This window comes from Streptomyces violascens, from assembly GCF_014649955.1.
Classification (GTDB): Bacteria; Actinomycetota; Actinomycetes; order Streptomycetales; family Streptomycetaceae; genus Streptomyces; species Streptomyces violascens.
Window position 1 is genome coordinate 13,552 of sequence record NZ_BMUA01000048.1, and the last position, 22,945, is coordinate 36,496.

At 68.6% G+C, this 22,945-nt stretch carries 24 protein-coding genes; 23 read left to right on the plus strand and 1 reads right to left on the minus strand.

What is annotated here, in order from left to right; translation table 11 throughout:
* The first annotated feature begins 33 nt into the window (after positions 1–33).
* The 10 genes from IE206_RS40490 (at position 34) to IE206_RS40535 (ending at position 9,277) form a co-directional block, all read left to right on the plus strand.
* The gene (locus tag IE206_RS40490) at positions 34–474 is read left to right on the plus strand and encodes a recombinase family protein (RefSeq protein WP_189971498.1); all 441 of its coding nucleotides are present in this window, start codon (positions 34–36) and stop codon (positions 472–474) included.
* Positions 471–659 (plus strand): hypothetical protein, encoded by a 189-nt coding sequence (locus IE206_RS40495; RefSeq protein WP_189971500.1) that lies wholly within the window; start codon positions 471–473, stop codon positions 657–659. Before IE206_RS40490 ends, IE206_RS40495 begins: the two co-directional genes overlap by 4 nt.
* Complete coding sequence (locus tag IE206_RS40500; RefSeq protein WP_189971502.1) at positions 656–895, plus strand: hypothetical protein; 240 nt, start codon at positions 656–658, stop codon at positions 893–895. Before IE206_RS40495 ends, IE206_RS40500 begins: the two co-directional genes overlap by 4 nt.
* Positions 896–1,044: 149 nt before the next feature.
* A complete protein-coding gene (locus tag IE206_RS40505; protein WP_189971504.1) occupies positions 1,045–2,226 on the plus strand; it encodes a phosphotransferase in 1,182 nt (393 codons plus the stop codon).
* Positions 2,223–3,131 carry a lactate/malate family dehydrogenase gene (locus tag IE206_RS40510; protein ID WP_189971507.1) on the plus strand — a complete coding sequence of 303 codons (909 nt, stop codon included), beginning with the start codon at positions 2,223–2,225 and terminating at the stop codon, positions 3,129–3,131. The genes IE206_RS40505 and IE206_RS40510 overlap by 4 nt, the downstream gene beginning before the upstream one ends.
* Positions 3,122–4,249: a phosphoenolpyruvate carboxykinase (ATP) gene (locus IE206_RS40515; RefSeq protein WP_189971509.1), complete on the plus strand. Its 1,128-nt coding sequence runs from the start codon at positions 3,122–3,124 to the stop codon at positions 4,247–4,249. Before IE206_RS40510 ends, IE206_RS40515 begins: the two co-directional genes overlap by 10 nt.
* A 74-nt stretch (positions 4,250–4,323) precedes the next feature.
* Positions 4,324–5,232: a radical SAM/SPASM domain-containing protein gene (locus tag IE206_RS40520; protein WP_189971511.1), complete on the plus strand. Its 909-nt coding sequence runs from the start codon at positions 4,324–4,326 to the stop codon at positions 5,230–5,232.
* Positions 5,233–5,254: 22 nt separating this feature from the next.
* The gene (locus tag IE206_RS40525; RefSeq protein ID WP_189971513.1) at positions 5,255–6,397 is read left to right on the plus strand and encodes a methyltransferase domain-containing protein; all 1,143 of its coding nucleotides are present in this window, start codon (positions 5,255–5,257) and stop codon (positions 6,395–6,397) included.
* A gap of 227 nt (positions 6,398–6,624) precedes the next feature.
* Positions 6,625–8,910 (plus strand): type IV secretory system conjugative DNA transfer family protein, encoded by a 2,286-nt coding sequence (locus IE206_RS40530; RefSeq protein ID WP_189971515.1) that lies wholly within the window; start codon positions 6,625–6,627, stop codon positions 8,908–8,910.
* Positions 8,903–9,277 carry a hypothetical protein gene (locus IE206_RS40535; protein WP_189971517.1) on the plus strand — a complete coding sequence of 125 codons (375 nt, stop codon included), beginning with the start codon at positions 8,903–8,905 and terminating at the stop codon, positions 9,275–9,277. The genes IE206_RS40530 and IE206_RS40535 overlap by 8 nt, the downstream gene beginning before the upstream one ends.
* 34 nt (positions 9,278–9,311) lie before the next feature.
* Here the strand turns inward: IE206_RS40535 and IE206_RS43780 are convergent, their stop codons facing one another.
* Positions 9,312–9,752 (minus strand): helix-turn-helix domain-containing protein, encoded by a 441-nt coding sequence (locus IE206_RS43780; RefSeq protein WP_373301068.1) that lies wholly within the window; start codon positions 9,750–9,752, stop codon positions 9,312–9,314.
* A gap of 486 nt (positions 9,753–10,238) precedes the next feature.
* Between IE206_RS43780 and IE206_RS40545 the strand changes: the two genes are divergently transcribed.
* The 13 genes from IE206_RS40545 to IE206_RS40605 all read left to right on the plus strand — a co-directional run bounded on the left by IE206_RS40545 (position 10,239) and on the right by IE206_RS40605 (position 22,280).
* On the plus strand, positions 10,239–11,048 hold the full coding sequence (locus IE206_RS40545) for a conjugal transfer protein (RefSeq protein ID WP_189971521.1): 810 nt from the start codon (positions 10,239–10,241) through the stop codon (positions 11,046–11,048).
* An 88-nt stretch (positions 11,049–11,136) separates the two neighbouring features.
* Positions 11,137–11,376, plus strand: a complete 240-nt coding sequence (locus IE206_RS40550) for a hypothetical protein (RefSeq protein WP_229853379.1) — start codon at positions 11,137–11,139, stop codon at positions 11,374–11,376.
* Position 11,377: 1 nt separating this feature from the next.
* Entirely contained in the window at positions 11,378–11,947 is a 570-nt protein-coding gene (locus IE206_RS40555) for a hypothetical protein (protein WP_189971523.1), read from the plus strand.
* Complete coding sequence (locus tag IE206_RS40560; RefSeq protein ID WP_189971525.1) at positions 11,944–14,511, plus strand: ATP-binding protein; 2,568 nt, start codon at positions 11,944–11,946, stop codon at positions 14,509–14,511. Before IE206_RS40555 ends, IE206_RS40560 begins: the two co-directional genes overlap by 4 nt.
* A complete protein-coding gene (locus IE206_RS40565; protein WP_189971527.1) occupies positions 14,508–15,152 on the plus strand; it encodes a hypothetical protein in 645 nt (214 codons plus the stop codon). The genes IE206_RS40560 and IE206_RS40565 overlap by 4 nt, the downstream gene beginning before the upstream one ends.
* A gap of 24 nt (positions 15,153–15,176) precedes the next feature.
* Complete coding sequence (locus tag IE206_RS40570; protein WP_189971529.1) at positions 15,177–17,108, plus strand: hypothetical protein; 1,932 nt, start codon at positions 15,177–15,179, stop codon at positions 17,106–17,108.
* A 6-nt stretch (positions 17,109–17,114) separates the two neighbouring features.
* Positions 17,115–17,903, plus strand: a complete 789-nt coding sequence (locus IE206_RS40575) for a hypothetical protein (protein WP_189971531.1) — start codon at positions 17,115–17,117, stop codon at positions 17,901–17,903.
* Positions 17,903–19,138: a C40 family peptidase gene (locus IE206_RS40580; RefSeq protein WP_189971533.1), complete on the plus strand. Its 1,236-nt coding sequence runs from the start codon at positions 17,903–17,905 to the stop codon at positions 19,136–19,138. Before IE206_RS40575 ends, IE206_RS40580 begins: the two co-directional genes overlap by 1 nt.
* An 18-nt stretch (positions 19,139–19,156) precedes the next feature.
* Positions 19,157–20,035, plus strand: a complete 879-nt coding sequence (locus IE206_RS40585; protein ID WP_189971535.1) for a hypothetical protein — start codon at positions 19,157–19,159, stop codon at positions 20,033–20,035.
* 86 nt (positions 20,036–20,121) lie between these two features.
* Positions 20,122–20,430: a hypothetical protein gene (locus IE206_RS40590; protein WP_189971537.1), complete on the plus strand. Its 309-nt coding sequence runs from the start codon at positions 20,122–20,124 to the stop codon at positions 20,428–20,430.
* 411 nt (positions 20,431–20,841) lie between these two features.
* Positions 20,842–21,405 carry a hypothetical protein gene (locus IE206_RS40595; RefSeq protein ID WP_189971539.1) on the plus strand — a complete coding sequence of 188 codons (564 nt, stop codon included), beginning with the start codon at positions 20,842–20,844 and terminating at the stop codon, positions 21,403–21,405.
* Positions 21,406–21,441: 36 nt separating this feature from the next.
* Positions 21,442–21,996 carry a hypothetical protein gene (locus tag IE206_RS40600; protein ID WP_189971541.1) on the plus strand — a complete coding sequence of 185 codons (555 nt, stop codon included), beginning with the start codon at positions 21,442–21,444 and terminating at the stop codon, positions 21,994–21,996.
* Positions 21,993–22,280, plus strand: coding sequence for a hypothetical protein (locus IE206_RS40605; protein WP_189971543.1), 288 nt, complete (start codon positions 21,993–21,995; stop codon positions 22,278–22,280). Before IE206_RS40600 ends, IE206_RS40605 begins: the two co-directional genes overlap by 4 nt.
* Positions 22,281–22,945 lie beyond the last annotated feature (665 nt).

Sequence of the window (22,945 nt, forward strand, 5' to 3'; positions counted from 1 at the left end):
GATTGCACCGTCTGTAGCGGGATGGTTACCGGCATGGAGACCTCATCCCCCCGCCGCGTACCCGTCCTGCTGTACGTCTGCACGGGCGACCAGGACGCCGCCGACCTCCTCACCAACTACTGCCGCCAGTACGCCACCGCCCGCGACTGGGACGTTATCGAGACCGTGACGGACCCTGACCGTCAGATCCCGTTGATGTCCCGCCCCGGATGGACGCGCGTCCGCAAGGCCCTCTCGGACAACACCGCGCGCGGCGTGGTCACCTACAGCACCGGAATGATCGCCGAGCCGACCGCCGAGTACGAAGCCGTCGCCACCCTGCTCCGCGACCGCGACGCCTTCCTGGCCGCCGCCCGCCCCCACACCCGCGACTCCGAACAGCCGCGCCGCACTCCCCTCCAGCGCGAGCGCCGCCGCAACATCGCCGATGCCTCCAACGAAGGGTGCGGCTCCGACTGGGGCATGTTCCTGTGACCCGCACCGAGGAATTCCCCGCCGCCCTGGACCGCTGGACGCCTCGTGACTGGGAGGACTACCGGCGGCGCATCGAGGACGGTGAGGGCTCGGTCCGGGTGATGGACGCGATCAGCCGCCGCCGGGCTCGCGCGGCGCAGGCCGCACCTCGCACCCCGGACACCTCTCGGCAGGCCCCGGCATGAGTGGCCGTCACCGGATGCCCGAGCTCGACGGCCCGGCCGCCGGAGCCGCGCTCCTGGCCGCCGTCGGCGCCGGACTCGCGATCGTGACGTCCATGCTCGTCTCCGAGGCCCGCGCGGACCTGCGGCCGGTCGGGCTCTCCCGTCCGTACGCGCCGGCGCCCGAGGAGGGCAGTGTCGTCCTCGCCGAGCGGGCCGCCCCGCACACCGGCCGGTACGGCCTGCGCACCACCCCCTGAACCCCGGCGGCGGGGTGCCCCCGTGAAGCAGGACCGTCCGCGCGGGCCGGTCCCGCACCCCGAGAGGGACCACACCGGCCGCCCGCCCACCCGCGAGGGCGGGCGGCACCGCACACGCCCGCCGTGCTGCTGATCACCGAGGAGGCACCTTGACCGCCTTACCGCTGCCCGCCGACCTGTTCGCGCTCAGCACCGGCCGCATCCACCGCGCCGCAGCCGACCTGTGGCCCGGCGAACGGCTGACGCTCGGCGATCACGTCCCCTCGGTCACCGGCTACGTGCACCGCGCCCGCATCGGCGCCCGGGACGTGTTCGCGAAAGACTCGATCCTCGGGCTGTCTCTCGTCTCGGTCCTGCGGGGCCTCGCCGGCGGCGGGGACACGGTCCGGGCAGCACAGGCCGCATACGCCGCCTCTCCCGCCTCGCTACTCGCGCGGGAGGCCGCGCAGCTCCGCGCCCTTCACACGGCCGGGGTCCACGTCGGGCGGTGCGTCGGATATGCGAGGGGGGTGTTGTTCACCGAATCCGTCACCGGCCCGACCCTCGCCGATCTGATCGCGAAGGACCCGGCCCGCACCTGCGCCCTGATGACCGCAGCCGTCACCGGCCTGGCAGGGCTCCAGAGGCCGCCGGTAGCGGCTCTGGTCGACGCCGCGCCCATCCCGGAACGGTCCATCGACGGCACGTTCCGGCGGAAGTTCAACGGCGTCTCCGGACGCCTCTACGTCGAACGCCTCGGCGTTGACCGGCTCGACGAGCGGACCCGGCGCGGTGTCGCGGCCGTGGTCGGCGTGGTCGTGGCCCGGCTGCTGAAACTCCGCCTGACCCCTGCGACCGGCCCCACCGTGATCGTCTACGGCGACCTGAAGCCGGAACACGTCCTGTTCCCCGACGGCCCCACCGAGGCGCCGGTGTTCATTGACCCAGGCCTAGCCCGAGGCCCAGCTCATCACGACGCCGCAAAACTCGTCTCCCGGACGGTTCTCGCGCTGGTCGCCGCCCCGCCCCCGGATGCCCCGGTGTCCACGGTGGCGGACGGCATCGCCGCGTTCGTGGCCGCACAGACCCGCGTCCTGCGCAGCCCCCTGCGCGGCCTGTGGCTGCGCCGTCTCCTCGTGACCTGGCTGATGGACACGGTCAACATCCTCTCCACCTATCTCACCGCTCCCGCCGGGCTGCCGCTGCCCGAGCACGCCCAGGCCGTCATCGACCGGGCCGGAGCCCTGTGCACCCTGCTGGACGCGGTGAGCGCCCAGCTTGCGGCCGGGACGGACCCGGATGCGGCGTGGCGGCTCGCGCTGAATGCCGCGATGCGGGCGGCGGCCCGGTGACCGGCCTGACAGTGGGCATCGTCGGCGCCGGCGCAGTCGGTCAGACCGTCGCCGCGCTCCTGGTCGGCGAGCCGTGGTGTGACCGACTGCTGATCACCTCCCGCACCGACGAGAGCGCCGCCGGACTGGTCACCGATCTGGACGACATGGCCCACCTCTCCCACACCGCCACCCGCGTGCACGCGCTCCCCGTCGCCGAGCTGGACCAGGCGGACGCCGTGGTGATCTGCCCCCGCGCCAGGTTCACCAACACCGCCACCCGCAACGTGCGCATGGCCGGACTCGCCGCGAACGCCCCGCTCATCGCCGAACTCGCCCGCACCTTCCGCGGCTTCACCCCTCCCGTGGTGATGGTGACCAACCCGGTGGACGTCCTGGCCCGGCTGTTCGCCACGATCAGCGGCGCCCCCACGTACGGGATCGGCTCGGCCACCGACACCGTCCGCTACCGGGCCGTACTCGCAGCCCATCACCAGGTACCCGTCACAGCTGTGGACGGCTACGTGATCGGCGAGCACGGCGACGGCGCAGTCATCTGCGCCTCATCCACCACCGTGCACGGCCAGACGTGCACGGTGCCCCTCGACCTGGTCCGCGCCGAACTCGCCGCCCGGCCACGCCAGATCAACACCGGGATCGGCCGCACCCGCCACGGACCGGCCGCCGCCGTCCTGTCCACCCTGCGCAAGCTCCTGGACGTCGAAGACGGCACCGATGTCCTGTCCGTCAACCGCGCGGGGGTGTGGCTCGGAATCCGATTGCACATCCATGCCGGGCACCCGACCGTTCAGCCCCTGGAGCTGAACGCGCACGAGACCGCAGCTCTCCTCGCGGCCCGGACCGCCCTCGAAGCCGCCTACCGCCAGATCAGCCACCACGAGCAAGGAGCCCGCACGTGCCTCTGACCGCAACCCGCATCCACGCCGACACGGCAACCGTCACGGTCGCCAGCCAGACCCCGGCAGTCACCGACTGGTCCACCCGCTACTTCGGCCCGTGGTGGAACGCCACCCCGACCAACGTCCCTAGCCCCGGCGGCATCGCCGGCGGCGGCGGCCTGGTCCTCGCCGACGTCGACCCGGCCCGCGTGGACGACATCACCACCCTCGTCACCGACTACGGCCACGAGGAGACCACCTATGCGGGCGCCCGCACCCTTGTCGCCCGCGCGGACGGCGTCACCTACGCCGTGCAGCCCGGCGAGCGGATCGGCTACCAGTCCGACCGGGGACGTCTGGTCATCGTCGGCGACGACGGCCAGGCGGTCGCCGTGGCCGCCGCCCGCCTCGCCCGCGAACTCGTACGCGGGCAGCTCCTCTCGGACGGCTGGACCGTCCTGCACGCCTCCGCCGCCACCCTGGGCACGGACACCGTCCTGACCCTCGGCGACAAGGGCGCGGGAAAGACCACCTCAGCCCTCCTCCTCGCCCTGCGCGGCTGGGGACTCCTGGCCAACGACCGCGTGTTCGTCCGCCCCGACGCGGACGGCACAGTGCGGGTACTGCCGTGGCCGTCGGCCGCCGCGCTCGGCCTCGGACTGCTCGACGCGACCGGCCTGTACGACCGGGTACGGGAGAGGGTCCTCGCCGGCGGACAGCTCCACCCCACCCAGCACCCCACCGTGACGCAGGCACTAAAGGACGGCCGCCGCACGCCGCTGTGGCGCGAGGACGGCAAAGAACTGAAGCCTCAGTTCTTCCCCGATCAGCTCGCCTCCTGGCTCGGCCTCACCCTGGCCACCGAGGCCCGCGCGGCCGGGCTCCTCTTCCCGACCATGAACGCCGACGCGTCCCCGGCACTCGTCGACAACGACCGCACGCTGACCGGCGCGGACGTCTTCGACCAGAAGACCGAAGACCGTTACCCCGACATCTTCGGCCTGACCCCCGCCACCGCGACCGGCACCGAAGCCCTGGCCGAGCATCTGGCCCGGCTCCCGCGCCGCTCGCTCGTCCTCAACCACGACACCCACACGTCCGGGGCGCTCCTGGCCAAGACGGCAGAGGAGATCACCTCTTCCTGAGCAGCAGCTCCGCCACAGACCCCTGCCGGGAAAACCGGCAGGTTCACCGCACCATCCAACGAAGGGAACCCGCTGTGACCATCGCGCCAGAGGCACCCGCAATAGCGTCCGTCCCTGAGTTCCTCGAACTGGAATTGACTGGCCGTTGTCAGCTCGCCTGTACCCACTGCTACGCCGAATCCGGGCCGACCAAGGGCCACGGCGACATGACCGGCGACGGCTGGAAGCACGTGATCAGCGAGGCCGCCGCAGTCGGCGTCAAGCGCGTCCAGCTCATCGGTGGCGAGCCCACCCTGCATCCCGCCTTCGCGGAGCTGGTCGAGCACGCCCTGGGCCTCGGTCTGGGGGTGCAGGTGTACAGCAACCTGTACCGCGTCCGCCTCGACCACTGGCAGCTCTTCGAGCGGGACGGGGTGAGCCTCGCGACGTCCTACTACGCGGACACCGACGACGGCCACGACGAGGTGACCGGCCGCGACGGGAGCCACGCCGCGACCCGCGCGAATATCGCCGAGGCCCTGCGCCGGGGCATTCGCGTCCAGGTGGGCATCGTTGACGTTCTGGACGGGCAGCGCGTCGAGCAGGCCCGCGCCGAACTCGAAGCCCTCGGGGTCACCTCCGTCCACGTGGACCGCGTCCGCGCGGTGGGCAACGCCACAACGACGCTGCCGTCCACGTCCGCACTGTGCGGCAGGTGCGCCCACGGCACAGCCGCCGTCCTGCCCGACGGTTCCGTAACACCCTGCGTGCTGGGCCGTTTTCTGCCTGCCGGGCGGGTGCAGGATGAGGGCCTGGCCGCGATTTTCGCCGGAAAGAAGTGGGCCGAAGTGAAATCCCTGATCCCGCCGCGTCGTGGGGTCAACTGCACCCCGAACGAGGACTCGTGCGCGCCGTCGCCGGGCCTGGACCCGTGTGGACCGGACTGCGGTCCCAACGATGACAGTCAGGGCGGCGGCGGCACCTGCGGCCCGGCGAGCGACTGAGCGAGAAAGGGAGCCCACACCCATGGACTGGAAAAGCCATGCGCGGCGGTTGGCGGACGGCATCGTCCGGACCGATTCCCGCTGGCACGATCCGCTGTCCCAGACGCCTCGGCACCTGTTCGTACCGCGCTGGTGGGAGAGGACCAAGGAGGGGCGCGTCGTGTGCGATGGCGCCGCAGACACCGAAACGTGGCTGCGCGCGGCCTATCGTGACGACACCCTCGTCACGCGGCTGGGGCCGCTGCACGCGGACGACACCGCCGCCGGAACCGTCGCCCAGGGCAGGCCGACCTCGTCCTCCACGCTGCCCACGCTGGTCGTCATGATGTACCGCAACGCCGCGATCACGTACGACAGTGACGTGCTGGTGACCACCGGCAGCGGCTACGGCACCGCACTTCTCTCGCGCTGGCTGCCAGAGGCGCAGGTGACCTCCGTCGACGTCGACCCCTACCTCGTCGAAGTCGCCCAGGAACGCCTCAAGTTGATCAACCTGGCCCCGGACATGGCCGTCTGCGACCTGACCGGCGAACTCCCCGACCGCTACGACCGGATCGTCTCTACCGTCTCCGTGCCGTCCGTCCCCGTCTCCTGGCTGACCGCGCTGAAACCCGGCGGCCGTCTGGTCACCACCCTCGCCGGAACCGGGCTGATCGTGGTGGCGGACAAGACCAAGGACGGCGGTGCGGCCGGGTACGTCGCCGAAGGGAAAGCCGCCTTCATGGCCGCCCGCCACGGCGACGACTACGACGACGCGCCCGAGGACGCCGGACTGTGGGAGACCGCCCAGCACGCCGACGGCGAGAGCGTCACTACCGGCCGCTATCCGCTGACGTACGTGCCGGACACCTGGGACGTGCGCTCCACCCTCGAACTCCTCGCCCCCGGCATCGACCACCGCCAGCACACGGGGGACGACCGCCAGCGCACCGTCTACATGCTGCACGCGGATGGCTCCTGGGCCCGCGCCACTTCCCCTTCGGCCCGTGAGCTGCCCACGGTCCACCAGGGCGGCCCCCGGCGCCTGTGGGATGAGCTGGACCGTATCCGCACGTGGCTCGTGATGGATGGGGACCTGCCTGTCTCCGGGGCTGCGGTGCGGGTCGACCCTGACGGCGCGGTGACGTTCTCCCGGCGCGGCTGGTCCGCGACCATCCCGGCCTGACCCGCTCGTTAACCCAGCCACCTGACCGGGTGTCACGAAAGGGTGCCCGCCCCCAGCCTGGGGGCGGGCACCCTTTCGTGCCCCGGCAGGTCAGTGCGTCTGTTCAGCGCCGCCTCTGTGGGTGGTGCAGGAAAACGGCTCCCCCGAATGTCTCGCCCGTGAGCGAGGATCAAGGACGGCACCGGCACCGCGCCGCATAGCGGTGCCGAGCAGAGAGAGGGGGAGGAGTGCACCTAGCGATCCCGAGACTCACGGATCTGCCCAACAGCGTTCCCGGCGGATGGCTCGGCCTCGCCGGCGGCGGCCTGTTCGCCTGCCTCGCCGTCGTGGCGGTCCTCGCCAACCAGGGCACCCCGGCTGAGCGGGCGGAGTTCAACAAGAAGATTGAGGAGACCCTCGGCGGCATCGCCGCCGGGGTCGGCCGGTACCTGTCCGGCCGCGAGCTCAACGGCGTGCCGCGCAGCGAGGCCACGTGGTGGGCGGCCGGTGCGCCGCTGCCCGATGACCAGAAAACAGAGACCCCGGTCGAGCAGCTCGGCGCCGCGCCGGCACCCGGGGTCTCCTTCGATAAGACCCCCGCGCCCGGCCGTGCGCGGCGGGTGGCGCGTGCCGTCACGGCCCCTGTGCGCCTGTTGTACGGGGCGCTCGCGGGGATAGGGCGCGTGCTGCGGATTTGGCACCGGTGGCCGTATGCCGCGCGCTGTGCGGCGCGGCTCGCGCCATTCGGCATTGCCTGGGGGTGGTGGCGTTTTCCTGCCGCTACGCAGCTCGCGCTAATTGCCGTTGCGGGGGCGGCAGTTGTCGCGGCTCTCACGAGTCCGGCCGGGCTGGGATGGTGGAAGACGACCCCGGTATGGACCTATGGGCAGGTTTACGGCCCCGGCCTATGGGTGGTTTTCCGCCAAGCTTTGCGGCTGGAAGACGACGAGCGCCGCGCACGGTGGCTGTCCGTCCCTGACGACATCACGGCCGACGACGCCCGCATTGTGCTGCGGCTCCCAGCGAAATGGGTGGGCGGCCCTGAGGCGGTGGCGGCGGTCGAGCGCGTCGTCGAGGAGAGAGTCGCCGGGGAATGGGTCTCGGACTGGGAACGCACCGGGAAAGAGCATTACGTCGCCTGGACGCCGAAGCCCAAGCCGAGGGAAAGGCCGGTTCTCCCTGAGTCCGTTCCGTGGAAATCCACTGGCGACCCGCGCATGGTATTCGTCGGCCTCACGGTCGAGGGGTACGAGATTGTTGATGCGATTGTTCAGACGCAGACCGCTACCCCGCACTGGGGTGTGGCGGGTGACACCGGTTCCGGGAAATCCACCGTGCTATATATCCCGGTGGTGCACGGACGCCAGAATGGCGAGCTGATCGACATCCTCGACACCAAGCGCAATAGCCTCGCCATGGCGGAGGGATATTCGGGCGTCCGAATTCACAAGTCGGTGCGCGAGTGCATCGCTGCGTTCGCCGAGTTCCTGGCGTCTATGATGGCCGCTGAAGCGGCAGCGGAAAAGGGTGCAGACGAGAGTGTCCGTCGTCAGCTTGTGCCGAGGACACTCGTTGTGGACGAGCTTCCGACCCTTATCAAATTGGCCTACACGTGGTGGCGCTACGGGCTGAAAGGCAAGGGGACTCCGCCTTTCCTGGACTGGCTCGGAATCATTCTCCTTCAGGGCCGCTCCTCGAATCACCGTGTGGTGGTCGGAACGCAGCAATTCGCGAACGCCTATTTCGGCGGCACGATGGAGCGGGCGCAGATCGGGACCCGTATCGCCGTCGGGCAGCAGGACCGCGTTTCGTGGGGTGTCGCTTTCGGGCAGAACACGCCGGTACTCGGATTCGATACCGAGATCAAGGGCCGGGGCGCCTACTCTGACAAGCGCAAGGACCCGGAAGCGGACTACCTGTATGTGCGGGAGATCCAACCGAGTTACATCACGCCGTACGTTGCCGAATACCTCGCACAGTGCCCGCAGGCGCCCGCGTGGTTCGACCGCGGGGAAATGGCGCCGTGGATCACGGACGAGATCCTCGCGGAGGTCAACGAGATCGCGGCCACGGCCCAGTTCCTGCCGGGCGGTAAGTTCGCCCCGGTCGCGTTCGCGGGTGTCGCGTCCGCCGCACGCCCGGGGGTCACGGGGGGTCCGCCCAGCTCACAGGACGCGACAGCCCTCCCCGCGCCAGGCGGCGCGACGGATGCCGCGACAGGCCCCGCAGCCCTGCCGGCAGCTCCGGCCGATCCTGAGGAGGCCGCCCTCCCTGAGACGTACAGCCTCGCCGAGGCGTACGAAGAGGGGATTCTCCCGTGGAAACCGCAGACCACCCGCAAATACTTCAAGCGCGGTGAGGACCGCGGTATCGAACGGCCCGGGGGTATCAGCAACGGACAGACCACTTTCTACAGCAAGGAAGAGCTCACCACATGGCTGGCCGAATGGCACCGCTGGCAGGAGGAGAACCCCGCCCCTGGCTCCCGCAAGGAGTCGCAACCGGCACAGCCAGAAGGGGCGAGTAATGGGTGACTTCGACCGGACGGTAAAACTCCTCACGCACGGGGGAAGTGACCTGAAGGGGCATCGGGCGGTATTCGTTTCGGTGGACCTCATGTACGGAACCCTTTCCGTCTACGGTGCTGATGAATACGCCGAGACGGCACCCGCTCTCGTCGGCGCGGGTTGGCATATGCGGTGGCCGATCCCGCCTCTCGACAACAACCAGGCAAACACCCTCTTGAAAGACATCGCCCCGCACGTGCAGACCCTGTACAAAATGGTGTCCATTCGGGATGAGCCCCTCGGGGTGATTCTCTACGGAGGTGCCGGAACGTCTATTGATGCGATCCAGCGTAAATGCGCGGCAGCCTGGCAGGGGTTCTGTCAGGCCTCGTAGGGGGTAATGAAAAAGGCGGCTGCAGCGCGGGTGGCTATTCCGTGCTGTAGCCGCCTTTGTGCACCGGAGAGCCGGGTAAGTTGTTGATTATCTCCGAGGGGACTCCGAATGCTCTGGACAGTATGGGAATCCAGCGCCTGGGAAGAGTCCGGCGCCCTCGCTCCACGTCGCAATAGGTGGACGCGCGCACCCCGAGACGGTCGGCAATATCGCGCTGACGCAGCCCGGCCACCATGCGGAGAACTCGCAATGTCAGGGCGTCGGCCTCGATCAGAGCGAATGCGGGAACGCCAAAGAGGAACGCGAGATTGCGGAGTGTGGCAGGCCGGGGGAATTTCCCGGTCGTCTCCCACGTCGAGACTGCGGCGCGTGAGGTGCCCAGGGCCGCGGCCACATCCTCTTGAGTCATCCGGCTGCGGGAACGCAGTTCCCGCAGCGCGTCACGGCGTATGCGCACCGTCGGCGTCCCCCGCATCGTTCAGCACTGTGGGCCGCACTCTAGCGCCCTTGATCATCGGTGGCCGAAATGCCACCGATCAAGCCACGTACGGGAGTTGACGGGGACACATGCCGTGCGAACTTCTTTGACGCTGATCATGACGGCGCATAGGGTCGCTGATCATGCGCCCACTGGGCCGACTTCGGGGGAGGTGTAGGGATGCCAACGATTGCCACGGTGTTCCGGAAAATTGCCGGTCTGCCAGAACCAGAAAGCAAGACCGGCAATGCGCCCGCTGCGCCCGCGCCGTCCGCTGCGCCCGCGCCGTCCGTCGGCCGTCCGGCCTCGAACCCCTGGGAGAGCGCAGGCGCCGAACTGCGCGGGCAGACCACCACGGTTCCCCGCCCGGCGCCCTCCTCCACTGCCTCCCGGACACCATGGGTGCAGCACGAGGAGAAGAAGGGGACTGTCGTCGCGCGGCGGTTCGGCCGTGGCCTCCTGTTTACCGTGCTTGGCCTCGCCGTGATCACCGGAGTGCGGTCCTGGTTCATCCCGCCCAAGGCGGCCACACCGCCGCCCGCTCCCTCCGCCACCGGCCCCACCTACCCGACCGCCGACGCCCAGGCCGTGGCGGCGCGTTTCTCGCGCGCCTACCTCGGATGGGACGAGGCCAAGACCGCCGACCGCGCCGCGCTCCTGGCCGCCGTGCTGCCCGCTGACTCGGACACCGGCATGGGATGGGACGGACACGGTCGCCAGGACGTACTAGCGGTGCAGCCGGGCACGGTCACCCCCGGCACCCAGCATCAGGCCCGGGTACGGGTCGATGTCCTGATCCGCCCCGTCTTGCCGTCACCCGACGGCAAGGCTCCGGCGCCCGAGTCCCCGGCCCGATGGGTCGGCCTCGATGTGCCAGTGGTCGAAACCGGCGGCCGGGTCATCGTCTCGGGAAGGCCCGGCCTCGTCGGCATCCCCAAGTCCGGCCCCAAGGGACCGGAGTTGACCATCCCCAAGCCCGACGCCGATCTGTCCGCCGCAACGCAAACCGTCGTGTCCAAGTTCCTGGCCGCGTACGCCGGAGGCGGCGATGTCGATGCCGTCACCGCGCCCGGTGCCTCGGTTCCTCCGCTCCCCGACGGAGTGAAATTCAAGAGCCTCGACTCCTGGACGGCCGACGCCGGCACCGGCGACGACCGCACCGGAACGGCCCTTGTCACCTGGACGATCGGCAACGCCTCGATCTCCCAGACCTACCGGGTGGAGCTCACCCGGGTGAGCACTGCGGATGCCCAGCGGTGGCAAGTCACCGCCGTACGCGGCGGCACGTCCTGACGGACATGTGTCCAGCTCACCGAGTATGAGTGCCCGTCATACGCCTGGTCATCCTGCCAACCACCGAACGAAATAAGGGGGAATCCCCGTGCACGTCTTGGCGCTGACTACCGGAGCCGAGCTCAAGAACTGGATTTTGATTGTCGCCGGAAACGTTTTCATGGCGTTCCTGGCGGTGAGGGCCATCGGGTGCTTCATCAAAGACGACTACGGAAAAATGATCACGCTGGCGGTCATGGCCGTGTTCGTCGGCGCCCTGGTGTGGGTGCCGGACGGCGTGAAGGTCGTACTCACCGGGGTGTGGGACAAGGTCAGCGGGTCGGCCTGACATGCGCCTGGGACAGACCTACACCGAGCACTTCCGCATCGAGACGCGGCAACACGAGATTCTGGGAATGGACCTCGGCGAGGGCATCCCGCGCCGCGCCCTCCTCCTCGGGATGGCGCTGTATGTGGTGTGGGACGGGGCCCTGCTCCTGCTCCTCGGGTTGCCCTCACGGTTCACGGCGACCCTCTACATCCTGCCGCCGCTCGTCACCGTCGTGTACGGCGTGCAGCGATCCCGCCGTACCGACCGGCGATGGAACATCACCAATTGGTCTCTGACGGTCCGCTACCTCGTCCTCGGCCACCGGCCCGTCATCAACGGCGGCCGTCGCGCGGCCACCCGGAGCGAATGGCTGGGCCGCCGCGCCCGGTGGGAGAGCAAGACGCAGACGCTCGCGCGGTCGGCTGCGCTCGGCGGTCTCGTCGAGCGGTGGCTCGGGGACAAGGACGTACCGGCCGGGGCCGGGGCCCCGATTCACCTGGCCGCCCGGCCGCGGCTGTACGGCCCGGATGCCGTGGCCCGTGCCCACGGTCGCAAAGCACACCGCAACGAGAACGAGGGGGACGCATGAGTGTGATTCAGCGGATCGGGACGTTCCTCGGCGTGGGCGGTGACAGAAGCGCGCCGCCCGCGGAGTATGTCGCCCTCGCGGACGGTCTGATCGTGACGACGTCCCACGCAGAGGCCTGGTACATCCTCGACTCGTCCAACACCGATCTTATGGACCCGACCGCCCGGGATGGCGAGTTGGACCAGGCGGTGAGCGCCCTCGCGCGCACTCTCGTCGGCTATGACTGCCACCTGCGTGTTCTGTGGTCCCCTCTGCACGCCGAGGACTACCTCGCCGAGGCAGAGACGTTGTTCAGCGCCGGGAAATGGCGGGAGTGGGCCGACCTGCGGGTCAGGCGCCTCGAACAGATCGGGCTACCGGCCCGTCACCTCCTGCTCGGAGTCCGGCTCACCGAACGCACCGGACAGACCGCGAAGCTCAGCGGGCGGGGCCAGGAGGCTCTCGGGATCTCCTCGACAGCGGTCTCGTCCCGCGAACTGGCCCGGCTGGACGCGGTGATGCGCCGCCTCGGCCGGCGCCTCGAAGCCACCCCGTGGAAGGCACAGCCCGCGAGCGTCGAAATGCTCGCGTGGACGATCTCCCGCGAGCAGCACCGCGCCGCGTCCCTCCCGGCCGCCACCGCCGGGACGATCAGCGGGGCCAAACTGGCCGGGTTGACCAGGGGCCGCATTCTGCCCTACCCCGATCACCTGCGCGTGCTCGACACCGACGGCAACACCGCGGCATGGGTCGCGGTCCTCGCCATGACCGGGTTCCCCTCCGAGATGGAGGTTCCGGGCAACGGTGAGTGGCTGCGCGTCCTCTCCGAGATCAATTACGTGCCGGAGGTCGACGAGGACCTCCCCGAGGACATGGACCCGTCCAGCCTGATACTCCCGGTCAGCCCCGAAGCCTCTGTCAGGTTCCGGGTGTTGCACAAGAAGGAGGCCCGAAAGAAGGTCGACGACCAGCGACGTGCGGCCAAGGAACAGCGCAAGTCCGCCGCGAAGCAGTCCGCCGAGGACCCCGGGCTCGACATCGAGGAGACCGAAGGCAGGATGGCGCAGCTCAAGCGCGACCTGTCGCGTGAGGACGTCACCCTCGTTGAGGACCACCCGCGGCTCGTCGTCACGAGTACCGAGTCACTCGACGACCTGCGCGCCCAGATCGACGCGGTGGTCACCTTCTACGGCGGTATCGGGATCGAGGTCATCGTCGGGGAGGAGGAACAGCGGGAATTGTGGCTGGAGTCGCAGCCCGGCGACCAACTCCGCGTGCCGGACCTGGGGCACACACGGGACGTGACCGCGCTCGCCGGGTCCTGGTGGTGGGGCGGCGCCAAGGTCGGCGACGACCAGGGCCCCATCATCGGGTACCTCACCGGAAGCACGCAGGGGGTGTTCCGGAACGACGTCACCGCGGGCAGCGACAGGGGCGACGCCACGACAACGGCGTACGTCGGCAGGTCCGGCCGGGGCAAGTCCACGGCCATGATGGTCAGCCTCCTGGACGCGGGATTCCGCGGCTCGTACGCCCTCCTGCTGGATTTCAAGGGCGACATGGGGGGCTTGGTCACGGCTGCTCGCCACTACGGACTCAATGCCCATCTGATCGAGACCGGGCCCAAGTTCGCCGGTGCCGCCGACCTGTTCACCCTCCTGGACCGTGAGGGAACAGAGATCGCACAGGTGGAGGTGCCGGCACAGCTCACGATCGTGTGCCCGCCCCACCTGCGGGCCGCGGGCGCCGAGACACCGATCACCCGAGCCACCAACGCCGTGATCGCGCAGGCCGTCGAGCGGGGCGAGCGTCCCGCTACCTGGCAGGTGATCGAGTACCTGCGGAAGCAGGACGACAAGCTCGCCCGGGAGACCGGTGAGGCACTGTTCGAGATCAGCAAGAACGCGTTGGGCAGCCCCTTCATGGGCCGCCCCACCGGCGAGACAGAGCCGCTCGCCCCGACCCCGGGAATCTGGGTGGTGCAGATGCCCGGCCTCAAGCTGCCCACGATCGAGACGCCCGAGCCCGAATGGACGCCCATTCAGCGGCAGTCTGTTGCCCTTATGCACAGCATGCTCGCCTACGGCGTGACTACCGCCGGACGCCGTGACCTGCGCGGACTGCGAAAAATTGTTGCAGTGCCCGAAGTCCACGTTCTGACCGCAACCCGCCAGGGCCAAGGGTTCCTCGGCTACATCGCCCGCGTCGGCCGCGCCCTGCAAACGAGCCTCCTCCTGGACACCCAGGACTGCGAGTCCTTCATCAAACTCGTGGGCGTTGTCGAGCAGTTGACCACCGTGTTCGGGTTCCAGCTCACCACCAAGGAGCAACAGGACGCGATGGGCGAGCTGCTCGGCCTGCCCAAGGGCGAGCACACCCGCGCCCTGATCCAGAGAGTTGGTCTTCTGCCGGACGGCGAGATCCGGCACGGGCACTGCATCGCCCGCGATCGCCGTTTCGCCGCTGCCACTGTCCAATTCGACATTCCCTCACAGGAGTTGGCGGACATGCTCGACACCTCGCCGAAGGCGTTCGAGGACCAGGACCAGGCCGACGGCGTCCCCCTGGAAAAGGCGGGTGTATGACCATGACCAAGATCGTGCGCACATCCACCGCGGCGGCCGGACTCGCTGCGACGCTCCTCCTCGCGTCCGGCTGCTCCTCACACGACAGTGACCGCCAGGACCACGGGGCCCCAGCCCCCTCGGCGAGCACACCCGACACCAGGGCGGCCGTGATCCAGACGGCCCGCAGCTATCAGGAGGCAGCCCTCCGGCAGGACTGGCGGGCCGCCTGCGGCCTGAGTACGGCACGGCTGCGCGGCGGATCGGTCGAGGACTGCATCAAGGCGAGCACCGCGAGCACCCCCTCGCCCGGGACGTCGAGCACTCCCACGCCCGAGGCCGATCCCCCGCGCTATGCCGACGGGTCAACCCCCAAGCCGAGGGCAACCCACACCACCGGGGGACCCGACCGCGCCGACACCGGCCCCGTCACCGCCTCGGCCGCCGACCTCGTCAAGGCGCCGGCAGCCGGAGACCATCCGGCCGGGTGGGGGGCCCTTGTCACCTACACCGTGACGTGGCCCGGCAAGCCGCCCACCACCTCACGCAACGCGCTGCGCCTGGTGGACGAGGGCGGAACCTGGCGGGTCGACCAATACGAGGACGTACAGGCGGGCGACGAGGGACACGGCTCCCCCGTCCTTGCCGCACTGGGGGGATAAATGCTCGTCCTGAGAATGCCTCGAATGCGGAATCTCGCGATTCCGCTGCTCTTCCTGTACGTGACGCTCATGGTCATGGCAGGGCCCGCCCATGCCGCCGATATTGACCCGGTCGGTATCGGCGACCTCATGCCCTCGCCCGACTCCAAAATCCCCAAGGGACAGGGCACGCTGTACGAGACGTACAGCAATACGAACGAATGGCAGCTCGATTCCGACTTCGGGAAATGGGACTTCCTCGACCCGATGGCCGAATCCATCGCCGATATTTGCATGGCGCTCACGGCCGTCATTGCGCAGGCAGCCGTAATCATCGTGCAGTGGATTTTCCAGCTCACCACCATTCCGGCCCTGGAAAACGCCGTCACGAAATCAATCGGCGGCGCCGCTAAGGGCCTGACCGAGACGCTCCTCCCCGCGGCCCTGTGCGCCGGTGGCCTCGTCGCATTCGCCAAGAACCGGGAAGGCGGCGGCGGGGGCGGAGGGCTCAGCCAAGTCATGTGGGTGTTTCTCTCCGGAGTAGTGTCGGTTTCCCTCCTGACCAGCCCTCAGGCATGGGTCGACGGAATCGACAGCACTCGGCAGGTGGGCGCCTCGGTCACCATGAACGCCACTGCGGCCGGGCTCGGCGACGGGTCGGGCGATTTCCCGTTCAAGCTGGACCACAAACCGCAGTTCACCGGGAACGGCCGCGACGACATGCTCCGCAAATCGTCTGACGCGGTATGGCGCTCTTATGTCGCCACCCCCTGGTGTGTCGCGGAATTCGGCAGCTTCGAGGCCTGCAAGAAATACGGAAAAGACGTGTTGGATCAGGGGGCGGACAAGGACAAGAGGAAAGAGTACCTCCAGAAGAACGTCAAGAACGAGACCGTGGGCGAAGCGTCGAAGAAGTGGAGGGCGGGGCATTCGCCGGTCGGCAGAATCATGGTCGTTCTGCCAGCACTCCTCAGCGTGATTCTGTTCGCGGCTATCGTTCTCATGCTCGCCTTTACCTCACTGGCGAGCCTCCTCGGCGCGCTCATGCTCCTCGTTGCCGGGGTATTCTTTGCGTGCCTGTGGGTTATCCCAGGAAGGCCCCGCCAATGGGGTCTGGCATGGTTTGACCAACTACTCGCGCGAACCCTTGAATCAATGATTGCGACACTCGTCCTGGGGTGCGTGCTCACGATTCAGACAGCCACCACGCAAATGTTCGGCGAATACGGGTGGCTGCCCACCTCCGGCCTTTCGATCGCCGCCGCAATCGTTGCCCTCAAATTCAGGGGAATCATCGCGCAGATCGTCGGCGTATCCGGAACCTCCGGCGGCATGCTCGGCGGCATGCTCGCCGCGAAGATGCTCGGCGGCAAGGGCGGCGCCGCCGGCAAGCTCCTCGGCGGCCACGACTACCAGCCCGTACGCACACGGCCCACTCCCTCCGGAGGCGGGGGCGGCGGCGGTGGTGGAGGCGGGGGCGGCGGAGGCCGCTTCCCGCTGCCCCCGGGCGGCGGCGGATTCGCAGGCGCGGGACACAGCGCCACCGTCACCCGCGTCCCGCAAAGGCCCCCAGCCCCCAAGCCGCTACCGGCGGGCGACATGGGCCCGGCGCTCCCCGCCGGCACCGGCCGTGCGGCGGCCACCATCGAGCGGGGTGCACGCCTCGACAAGACCGCGGCCACCACTCCGCCCCCGCCCCGCCGCCCTGCCCTGCCCACCGGGGCAGGCACCGCACAGGAGCGCGCCCTCCCCTCGGCCGTGCTGCGCCCGGAGTCCAGCACGGCCCCCAACCAGGCTTTCCGCCAGGCCCCGCCGCCTCGTGTACCGGGCGAGCCGAGGCGGATTCAGGCGACCGTCATCCGCAGCACGCCCAACCCGCCTCCGCCGCGCCGTCCTACAGCGCCGCCGCCGCCCAGGGCCGTTGCGCCCGCGCGCCGCGCCGCGCTCCCGGCTCCGCGCCCGACCCAGAAGGGGTGATGACTCATGGCCAAGCAGCACGACGACGAGGAGCGCACGCCCCAGGAATGGCGCGAGATCCTCAATAGCTGGAACTACCCCGAGGAGATCCGCAAAAGCGGGTGGCGGGGCCGCAGGGGGCGCAAGCGGGATCACCGGGAGGACGTCCGGCGCCGCACCAAGGAGTGGGTCAAGGCGGAGCGCAGGCGTGACCCCATCCGCCCGGCCGGTGCGCTGATCATCGTTGCCCTGATCCTCGGCGTCGGCCTCGGGGCCCGGTTCCTGTGGCCGGATCTCCGGGGTGCCAGCCACGACCGGCCCAAGGCGGCGGCCACGGTTTCCGCGGCCCCGGCCGCAGGGGACAACAAGGGCTCTGCGCCGTCCAGTTCGGGCCCTGGACGCCCCTCGCCGAGCCCGTCCGTGGCCGTCGACCTGAGCAACGCCAACACGGTGGCCGAGCAGATGATCCGCGCCTACCTCACGCGTAACCCGCCAGTCGACGGCGACCACGGTGCCTCAGTACTGCGAGCCGCCCCGTACATGACTCCTGGGCTCACGGAGAACCTCGGGAGCTCCAACGATCCGGGGTGGGACCGGCTCGTGTCGAACGGCGGTGTGGCGACCGTCGGCGCGGTCAAGGTGGGAGCGGCCGACACCGGTCTCCCGACCGATTCCCCGCTCCGCGTGTGGCGCAGGGTCGAGGCCACGGTCAATGTCGAGGGCTACAAGCGGTACAGCGAACAGACCACGCTGCAACTGGAGTTGAGCAACAGCACCGGAACGGCGTGGCACGTGTCCCGGATTCTGGGGCTGTAGTGGAGGCAACCGACGCCATCCGGACCGCGGCCAAGGTCGCGGGCCGGGCCCTCGGCCTCAAAGCCGCCGCGATCGCGGCCGTCCTGTTCGTCATCTTCCTTCTGATCGTCGGCCTGTTCGGGGCAGGGATGGGAGGGAAGGCGTTCGCGGACTCCTGCGGGGGCCGCGGACAGCCCGGGGCAGACCTCGGCGACGTCGGCACACCGCAGCAGGGGCAGGCGCCCGGCGCACAGATGCGCAAAGACCAGATAGCCAACGCAAAAATCATTGATCAGGTGGCAAGCGCCGGGGGCCTTTCGGGCAGGGCAACATTTCTTGCCCTGGTCACGGCCCTACAGGAATCAACTCTCCTCAATCTGGATCATGGGGACAGGGATTCCGTCGGACTGTTCCAACAGCGCCCGTCGTCAGGCTGGGGCACCAAAGAGCAAATCATGGACCCCAAATACGCCGCCGGAATGTTTTTCTTCGGTGACAAAAAAGACCATGACCCGCCCGGCCTGGTCGACGTCAAAGGCTGGGAATCCATGGACATCAAAACCATCGTCCGTAAAGTGCAGAGGCCGGACGACCGCTATCTCGACCTCTACCTCGGACAGCAGGACGCAGCCCACCAGATCGCCCAAGAGGCGTCCATCGACCTCGACCGCCCCGGCCAGGGAGGCCAGGACACCGGCGCCACGGCCGCCGGCACCGGAACCCCGGACGACGACAAGGGCGGAGCGACCACCGGGCCCCGGGCTGACGGCGAGTGCTTTCCAGACGCCGAGGGCAAGCCCAGCAACGGCGGCAAGCCCGGAGCGCCGTTCCACGACGGCAACGCTCCGTGGTCGAGTGAAGTCGTGAATCCGCGCAGCACCGCGGATGCCATCGCATGGGCCCGGAATCAGGCCACCGTCGGCGGCCGAGACTGGTACCGCGCGTGCCTGGCATTCGTAGCCAGAACCTATGGGTGGAGTTTCAGTGGAACCACGTACGCGATAGACCATTACCGAGAAATGCCGCCAGCCTTCAAACATGACAAGGATCGAAACCCACCTCCGGGCGCACTGATGTACTGGGAGACGAGCCAGAGGGCCGGACACGTCGCGGTCTATCTCGGTGGCGGAAAAATCGCCAGCAACGATATCCTCAGGCCCGGATACATTGACGTGGTGGACGCAACCGCCATCGAAGCGAACTGGGGCGCCACATACGCCGGGTGGGCACCACCCTATTTCCCCAAGGGTGGATAAGGCGGAGAAAGAGAACCAATGAACACTGACAGCATTCCGGCAACCCCGGTCTACACCGTCACCCTCACCGCCTCGGGATCAGCCGCCATCGACGGCGAAGAACTCGACGGCGCCGCCGGCCGCACCCCCGACGAGGCCCGCGTCGCCGCCCTCGCCGAGATCAAGATCAAAGCCGCCTTCCACGGCCGCCCGGTCCGCGCCACCGCCAAAGAGGCCGACGGCATCGTCTACCACCTGATCGTGGCCCCCGACGGCGCGGTCACCACCCTCGACCAGCCACACCCCACACCGCCCGCGCCCCGCCGCGCCCCAGCCGCGGAACGCCCCGCACACCCGGCCGCGGTGGACCCGCCCGCCCGGCCGGTCGGGCCGCCCGAGCAGCTTCCGCAACCGGCAAGTGACCCGACGCCGGCACCGGCCGCCATGACGGGCGAGTGGGCCGCGCCCCTGCCCTCGGACATGACGTACCGCCTCCAGTGGGCGCAGCTCGTCAGGCAGGAACAGGCTGGGGCTCTCGCCGAGGCCATCATCACGGCCGACCGCATCGAGACCGCCCTCACCGAGCAGTACGGCCCCCAACACCCGCACACCGTCAACGTGTTGACTGTGCGCGCCTGGCTCACCCTGCGCGCAGGGGGCGAACTCGCCGAGTTGGTCGAGCTCCTCATTGAGACCGCCGAACGGCGCCAGGAAGCCAAGGCGCCGGCAGAGGACACCCTCCGCGCCATCCGCAATGCCCACGTTCTGTGGCGCTACCTGACCGGCGAGGATGCCGTGACCGCCCGCGAGTTGGCGGAGAGTCTCCTCGTCCTCCTGGACCTCGACGACGACGGCCGCCGCGCCCGTGACGTCGTCCGCTGGGTGGAGAGCGGAGGCGCCGCACTGGGCGCAGCGTAGACAAGCTGGGTACAGGTACTCAGGCGCACCCACCCGCTGAACCGCGATGATGGACACCCGTTACTGACCGAAGGAGAGGGCCCACCGTGAGCGCCCCACCCACCCGCTTCCCCGCTCTACTGGGCTGGTTGGTCAACCCACTAGCGCGCCGCGGCTATCACACCGGCGCGCTCGCGCTCCTGTTCCTGGTCCTGGCCGCGGTGGCCGGGGCGGCCGGATGGGGCCTACTGACCCTGGCGCTCACCGACGGAATGCCACCGCTGCTCATGCTGGTCGGTGGCCTGGCGGGCTCTCTGCTCGCACTGTGTGCCAGCTTGACCGTCACGGGGCTCGTCATCCTGGCCCCGGCGTTGATCATCAGCACCATGCTGGAAGGCCAGCGCAAGAGCAGCTAGGCAGACAAGGCACACGAGGACCCGAGGGCCTCCTCCCGGACAACCGGGAGGAGGCCCTCGGCGCGTTCCGGCACGAGCAAGGCGCAGCACGGAAGCAAGGCGCAGCGAGCCACAGACGGCCCTCACGGGCCCTTTTTCCGGGGCGTGGCCCAGGGTGCCACACGGCACGCCGCGCACCGCCCTACGGGCCCTGGCGGGCCCTCCGGGCGAATTGCCGGGCGCCTGCGGCGCGTTCACCGGCAATTCGGTCCCGCTTCGCGGGACCGCCCATTTCCCTGCGCCTTCGGCGCGCACCGGGAAATGGGTTTTTGGCCCTGCGCCTGCGGCGCGCACCGGGCCAAAAAGTACGCGCCGTGCCGTGCGGCCTCCTGGGCAACGCCCCGGAAGCACGCAAGCGAAAGGCACACTTCCGTGAACGAAATCAGCATGCCCACCGAGCCGCAGCTCGGCGACGCCGACCAGGAATGCCGCTACCCGGTCCGTTTCGACGGCCATTTTCTCGGCCGTATTTTCAGGTGGCACGGCGCTTGGTACGCCGTCGCCGCAGGACAGAGTGACGAGGTCCGCGTCGCCGCAGGAAGCATCGGCAGCGAGGCTGCAGCGCGTCACCTCGTCGACGAGTACGCCGCAGGGCGGATTGCCCCACAGCAGGAGACCGAGAGCGGCCTCACGGCTCCTGACGGCCTGTTCGGCCCGGTCCCGCTCCTGCACCCGCGTATGCCCGTCACCCCCCGGAACACAGCCGCCGCGCACGTGGCCATGGCCGGACTGACGGCCTACCTGTGGACGCCTAAGACCGGGTACCCCGGCGCCGATAACCCGTGGTTCGTTATCTGCGGGCTCTGCTCGTGGGAGGGCCCCCGCTATTGGTCACACCTGCGTGGCCGGAACGGAAATGCTCCGTCGGCATTCCGGCACCCCGGATGCATTGACCCCGCCGAGGTTCGTGCCCGAATCCCCGCCTATCAGAAGTAGTCCCGGCGCAAGAGCGAAAACGAGAAAGGGAAACCAATGAGCACGATCATTTGCACCTCATGCGCCGAAGCTCAATTCCGCGCGCAGCCGGACGGAACGTTCAAGTGTGACGGATGCGGAACAATCCTCACCGTCGATGAAATCAGCCTCGATGGCTTGGAGGTCTGGACGGTAGGACCCGAGGGAATCCTCGGCTACACCACCGATCCCGCTGTAGCCCTCCAAGACATGGCGGAGGCCGTCGAGGAATTCCTCACGACGGACAACACATACGGCCAGTCCATGGCACTGGAGAACTACGAGGCAGCTCTCGCATGCCTCCTCGACGCCCGAAAAGCAGGAATCAAAATCCCCCGGGTTTCATTCACCCGAGAACAGGTCTCCGATGCCATCAATCAGGGTGCAGACGTCATCCTGGATTCTCTCAGCCTCGGAGAGCCGGAGACCGACGCAATCAACCTAGTCGTAAATGCGGCACTTGTGTGCCTCACTGCTCCCGGCTCCTCGTTCGAGGACGTGCTCCGCGAGAACTACGGAGACACGACAGCCGAAGAAGTCCGGTCGTGGTGGGGATGGGGTCAGTACCTGTGAGCCTCTATGACGACGGAGCAGAAGAAGCCAATAGGACCCGAGCACACTGGGCCCTGACCGCCTTGGAAGCCTTCGGAAAGCAGACCGGACAGAACTACTCTGACGGAACCCTGAACATTCCGGATGACTGCCTTGTCGAATTGGCTGGGGATCTCCTCGCGGATATCTTCCACCTGGCAAGGCTGAACGATGTAGCCCCCGAAGAGATCACCACATCGGGTTACTCACACTTCGAGGAAGAAGTCAGAGAAGAAGAGGAAGAGAGGGAAGAAGCAATCGGGTAACAATTAAAGGCAGAAAAAAGAGGTGGCGCGCTAATCGCCACCTCTTTTTTCTGCCCGAACGCGCGGCTAATCGACAGCCCTTCGGGCTGGTCGGCCCCTGAAGTGCCCTTCGGGCACGGGCCGACGTGGCCCCGCTTCGCGGTTCCATAAACGAAACCCGCCCCCCTGAGTGGCCTTCGGCCACGGGGCGGAAAAGACCCTGCCCTCCGGGCAGCCGCTAGCGCGGAGGGGCCCCCTAAGAGGCGCTTCGCGCCTCGGGCCCCGCCCCTGCGGGGCAATAGGAATAAGACACCAAAACCTCAAACATAAAGAGGCGACCAGGGTTCTTGAAAAAGAAGTAACGAGAGTGTAGCGTGGGCCCACAAAAGAAAAGCGAGAGCGAATAACGGGACTTTATCGATTTCGCGTTCGAGGTCAAGCGGAACGACGAGCCGACTCTCCTCTTAGCCAGCCAAGCCGCGAAGCGGCTCGGGTTTCGGCCGCGAAGCGGCCAAAACCCCAGATCACAGAGCCGCGAAGCGGCCAGCACCCCCGATAGGGCCTGCGAAGCAGGCCCACGGTTCCGCGAAGCGGAACCTATTAGCGCCGTGAAACGGCGCTTTAGTGATCGGCGAAGCCGATCACTGTTTGTACCACGCGCAGCGTGGTACGGACCCGCGCGCGGG

Excerpts from the sequence above, each read along its gene's own strand:
- IE206_RS40490 (WP_189971498.1), top strand. The coding sequence starts at position 34 with ATGGAGACCTCATCCCCCCGCCGCGTACCCGTCCTGCTGTACGTCTGC.
- IE206_RS40500 (WP_189971502.1), top strand. The coding sequence starts at position 656 with ATGAGTGGCCGTCACCGGATGCCCGAGCTCGACGGCCCGGCCGCCGGA.
- IE206_RS40525 (WP_189971513.1), top strand. The coding sequence starts at position 5,255 with ATGGACTGGAAAAGCCATGCGCGGCGGTTGGCGGACGGCATCGTCCGG.
- IE206_RS40535 (WP_189971517.1), top strand. The coding sequence starts at position 8,903 with ATGGGTGACTTCGACCGGACGGTAAAACTCCTCACGCACGGGGGAAGT.
- IE206_RS43780 (WP_373301068.1), bottom strand. The coding sequence starts at position 9,752 with ATGCGGGGGACGCCGACGGTGCGCATACGCCGTGACGCGCTGCGGGAA.
- IE206_RS40555 (WP_189971523.1), top strand. The coding sequence starts at position 11,378 with ATGCGCCTGGGACAGACCTACACCGAGCACTTCCGCATCGAGACGCGG.
- IE206_RS40560 (WP_189971525.1), top strand. The coding sequence starts at position 11,944 with ATGAGTGTGATTCAGCGGATCGGGACGTTCCTCGGCGTGGGCGGTGAC.
- IE206_RS40565 (WP_189971527.1), top strand. The coding sequence starts at position 14,508 with ATGACCATGACCAAGATCGTGCGCACATCCACCGCGGCGGCCGGACTC.
- IE206_RS40570 (WP_189971529.1), top strand. The coding sequence starts at position 15,177 with ATGCGGAATCTCGCGATTCCGCTGCTCTTCCTGTACGTGACGCTCATG.
- IE206_RS40575 (WP_189971531.1), top strand. The coding sequence starts at position 17,115 with ATGGCCAAGCAGCACGACGACGAGGAGCGCACGCCCCAGGAATGGCGC.
- IE206_RS40585 (WP_189971535.1), top strand. The coding sequence starts at position 19,157 with ATGAACACTGACAGCATTCCGGCAACCCCGGTCTACACCGTCACCCTC.
- IE206_RS40600 (WP_189971541.1), top strand. The coding sequence starts at position 21,442 with ATGAGCACGATCATTTGCACCTCATGCGCCGAAGCTCAATTCCGCGCG.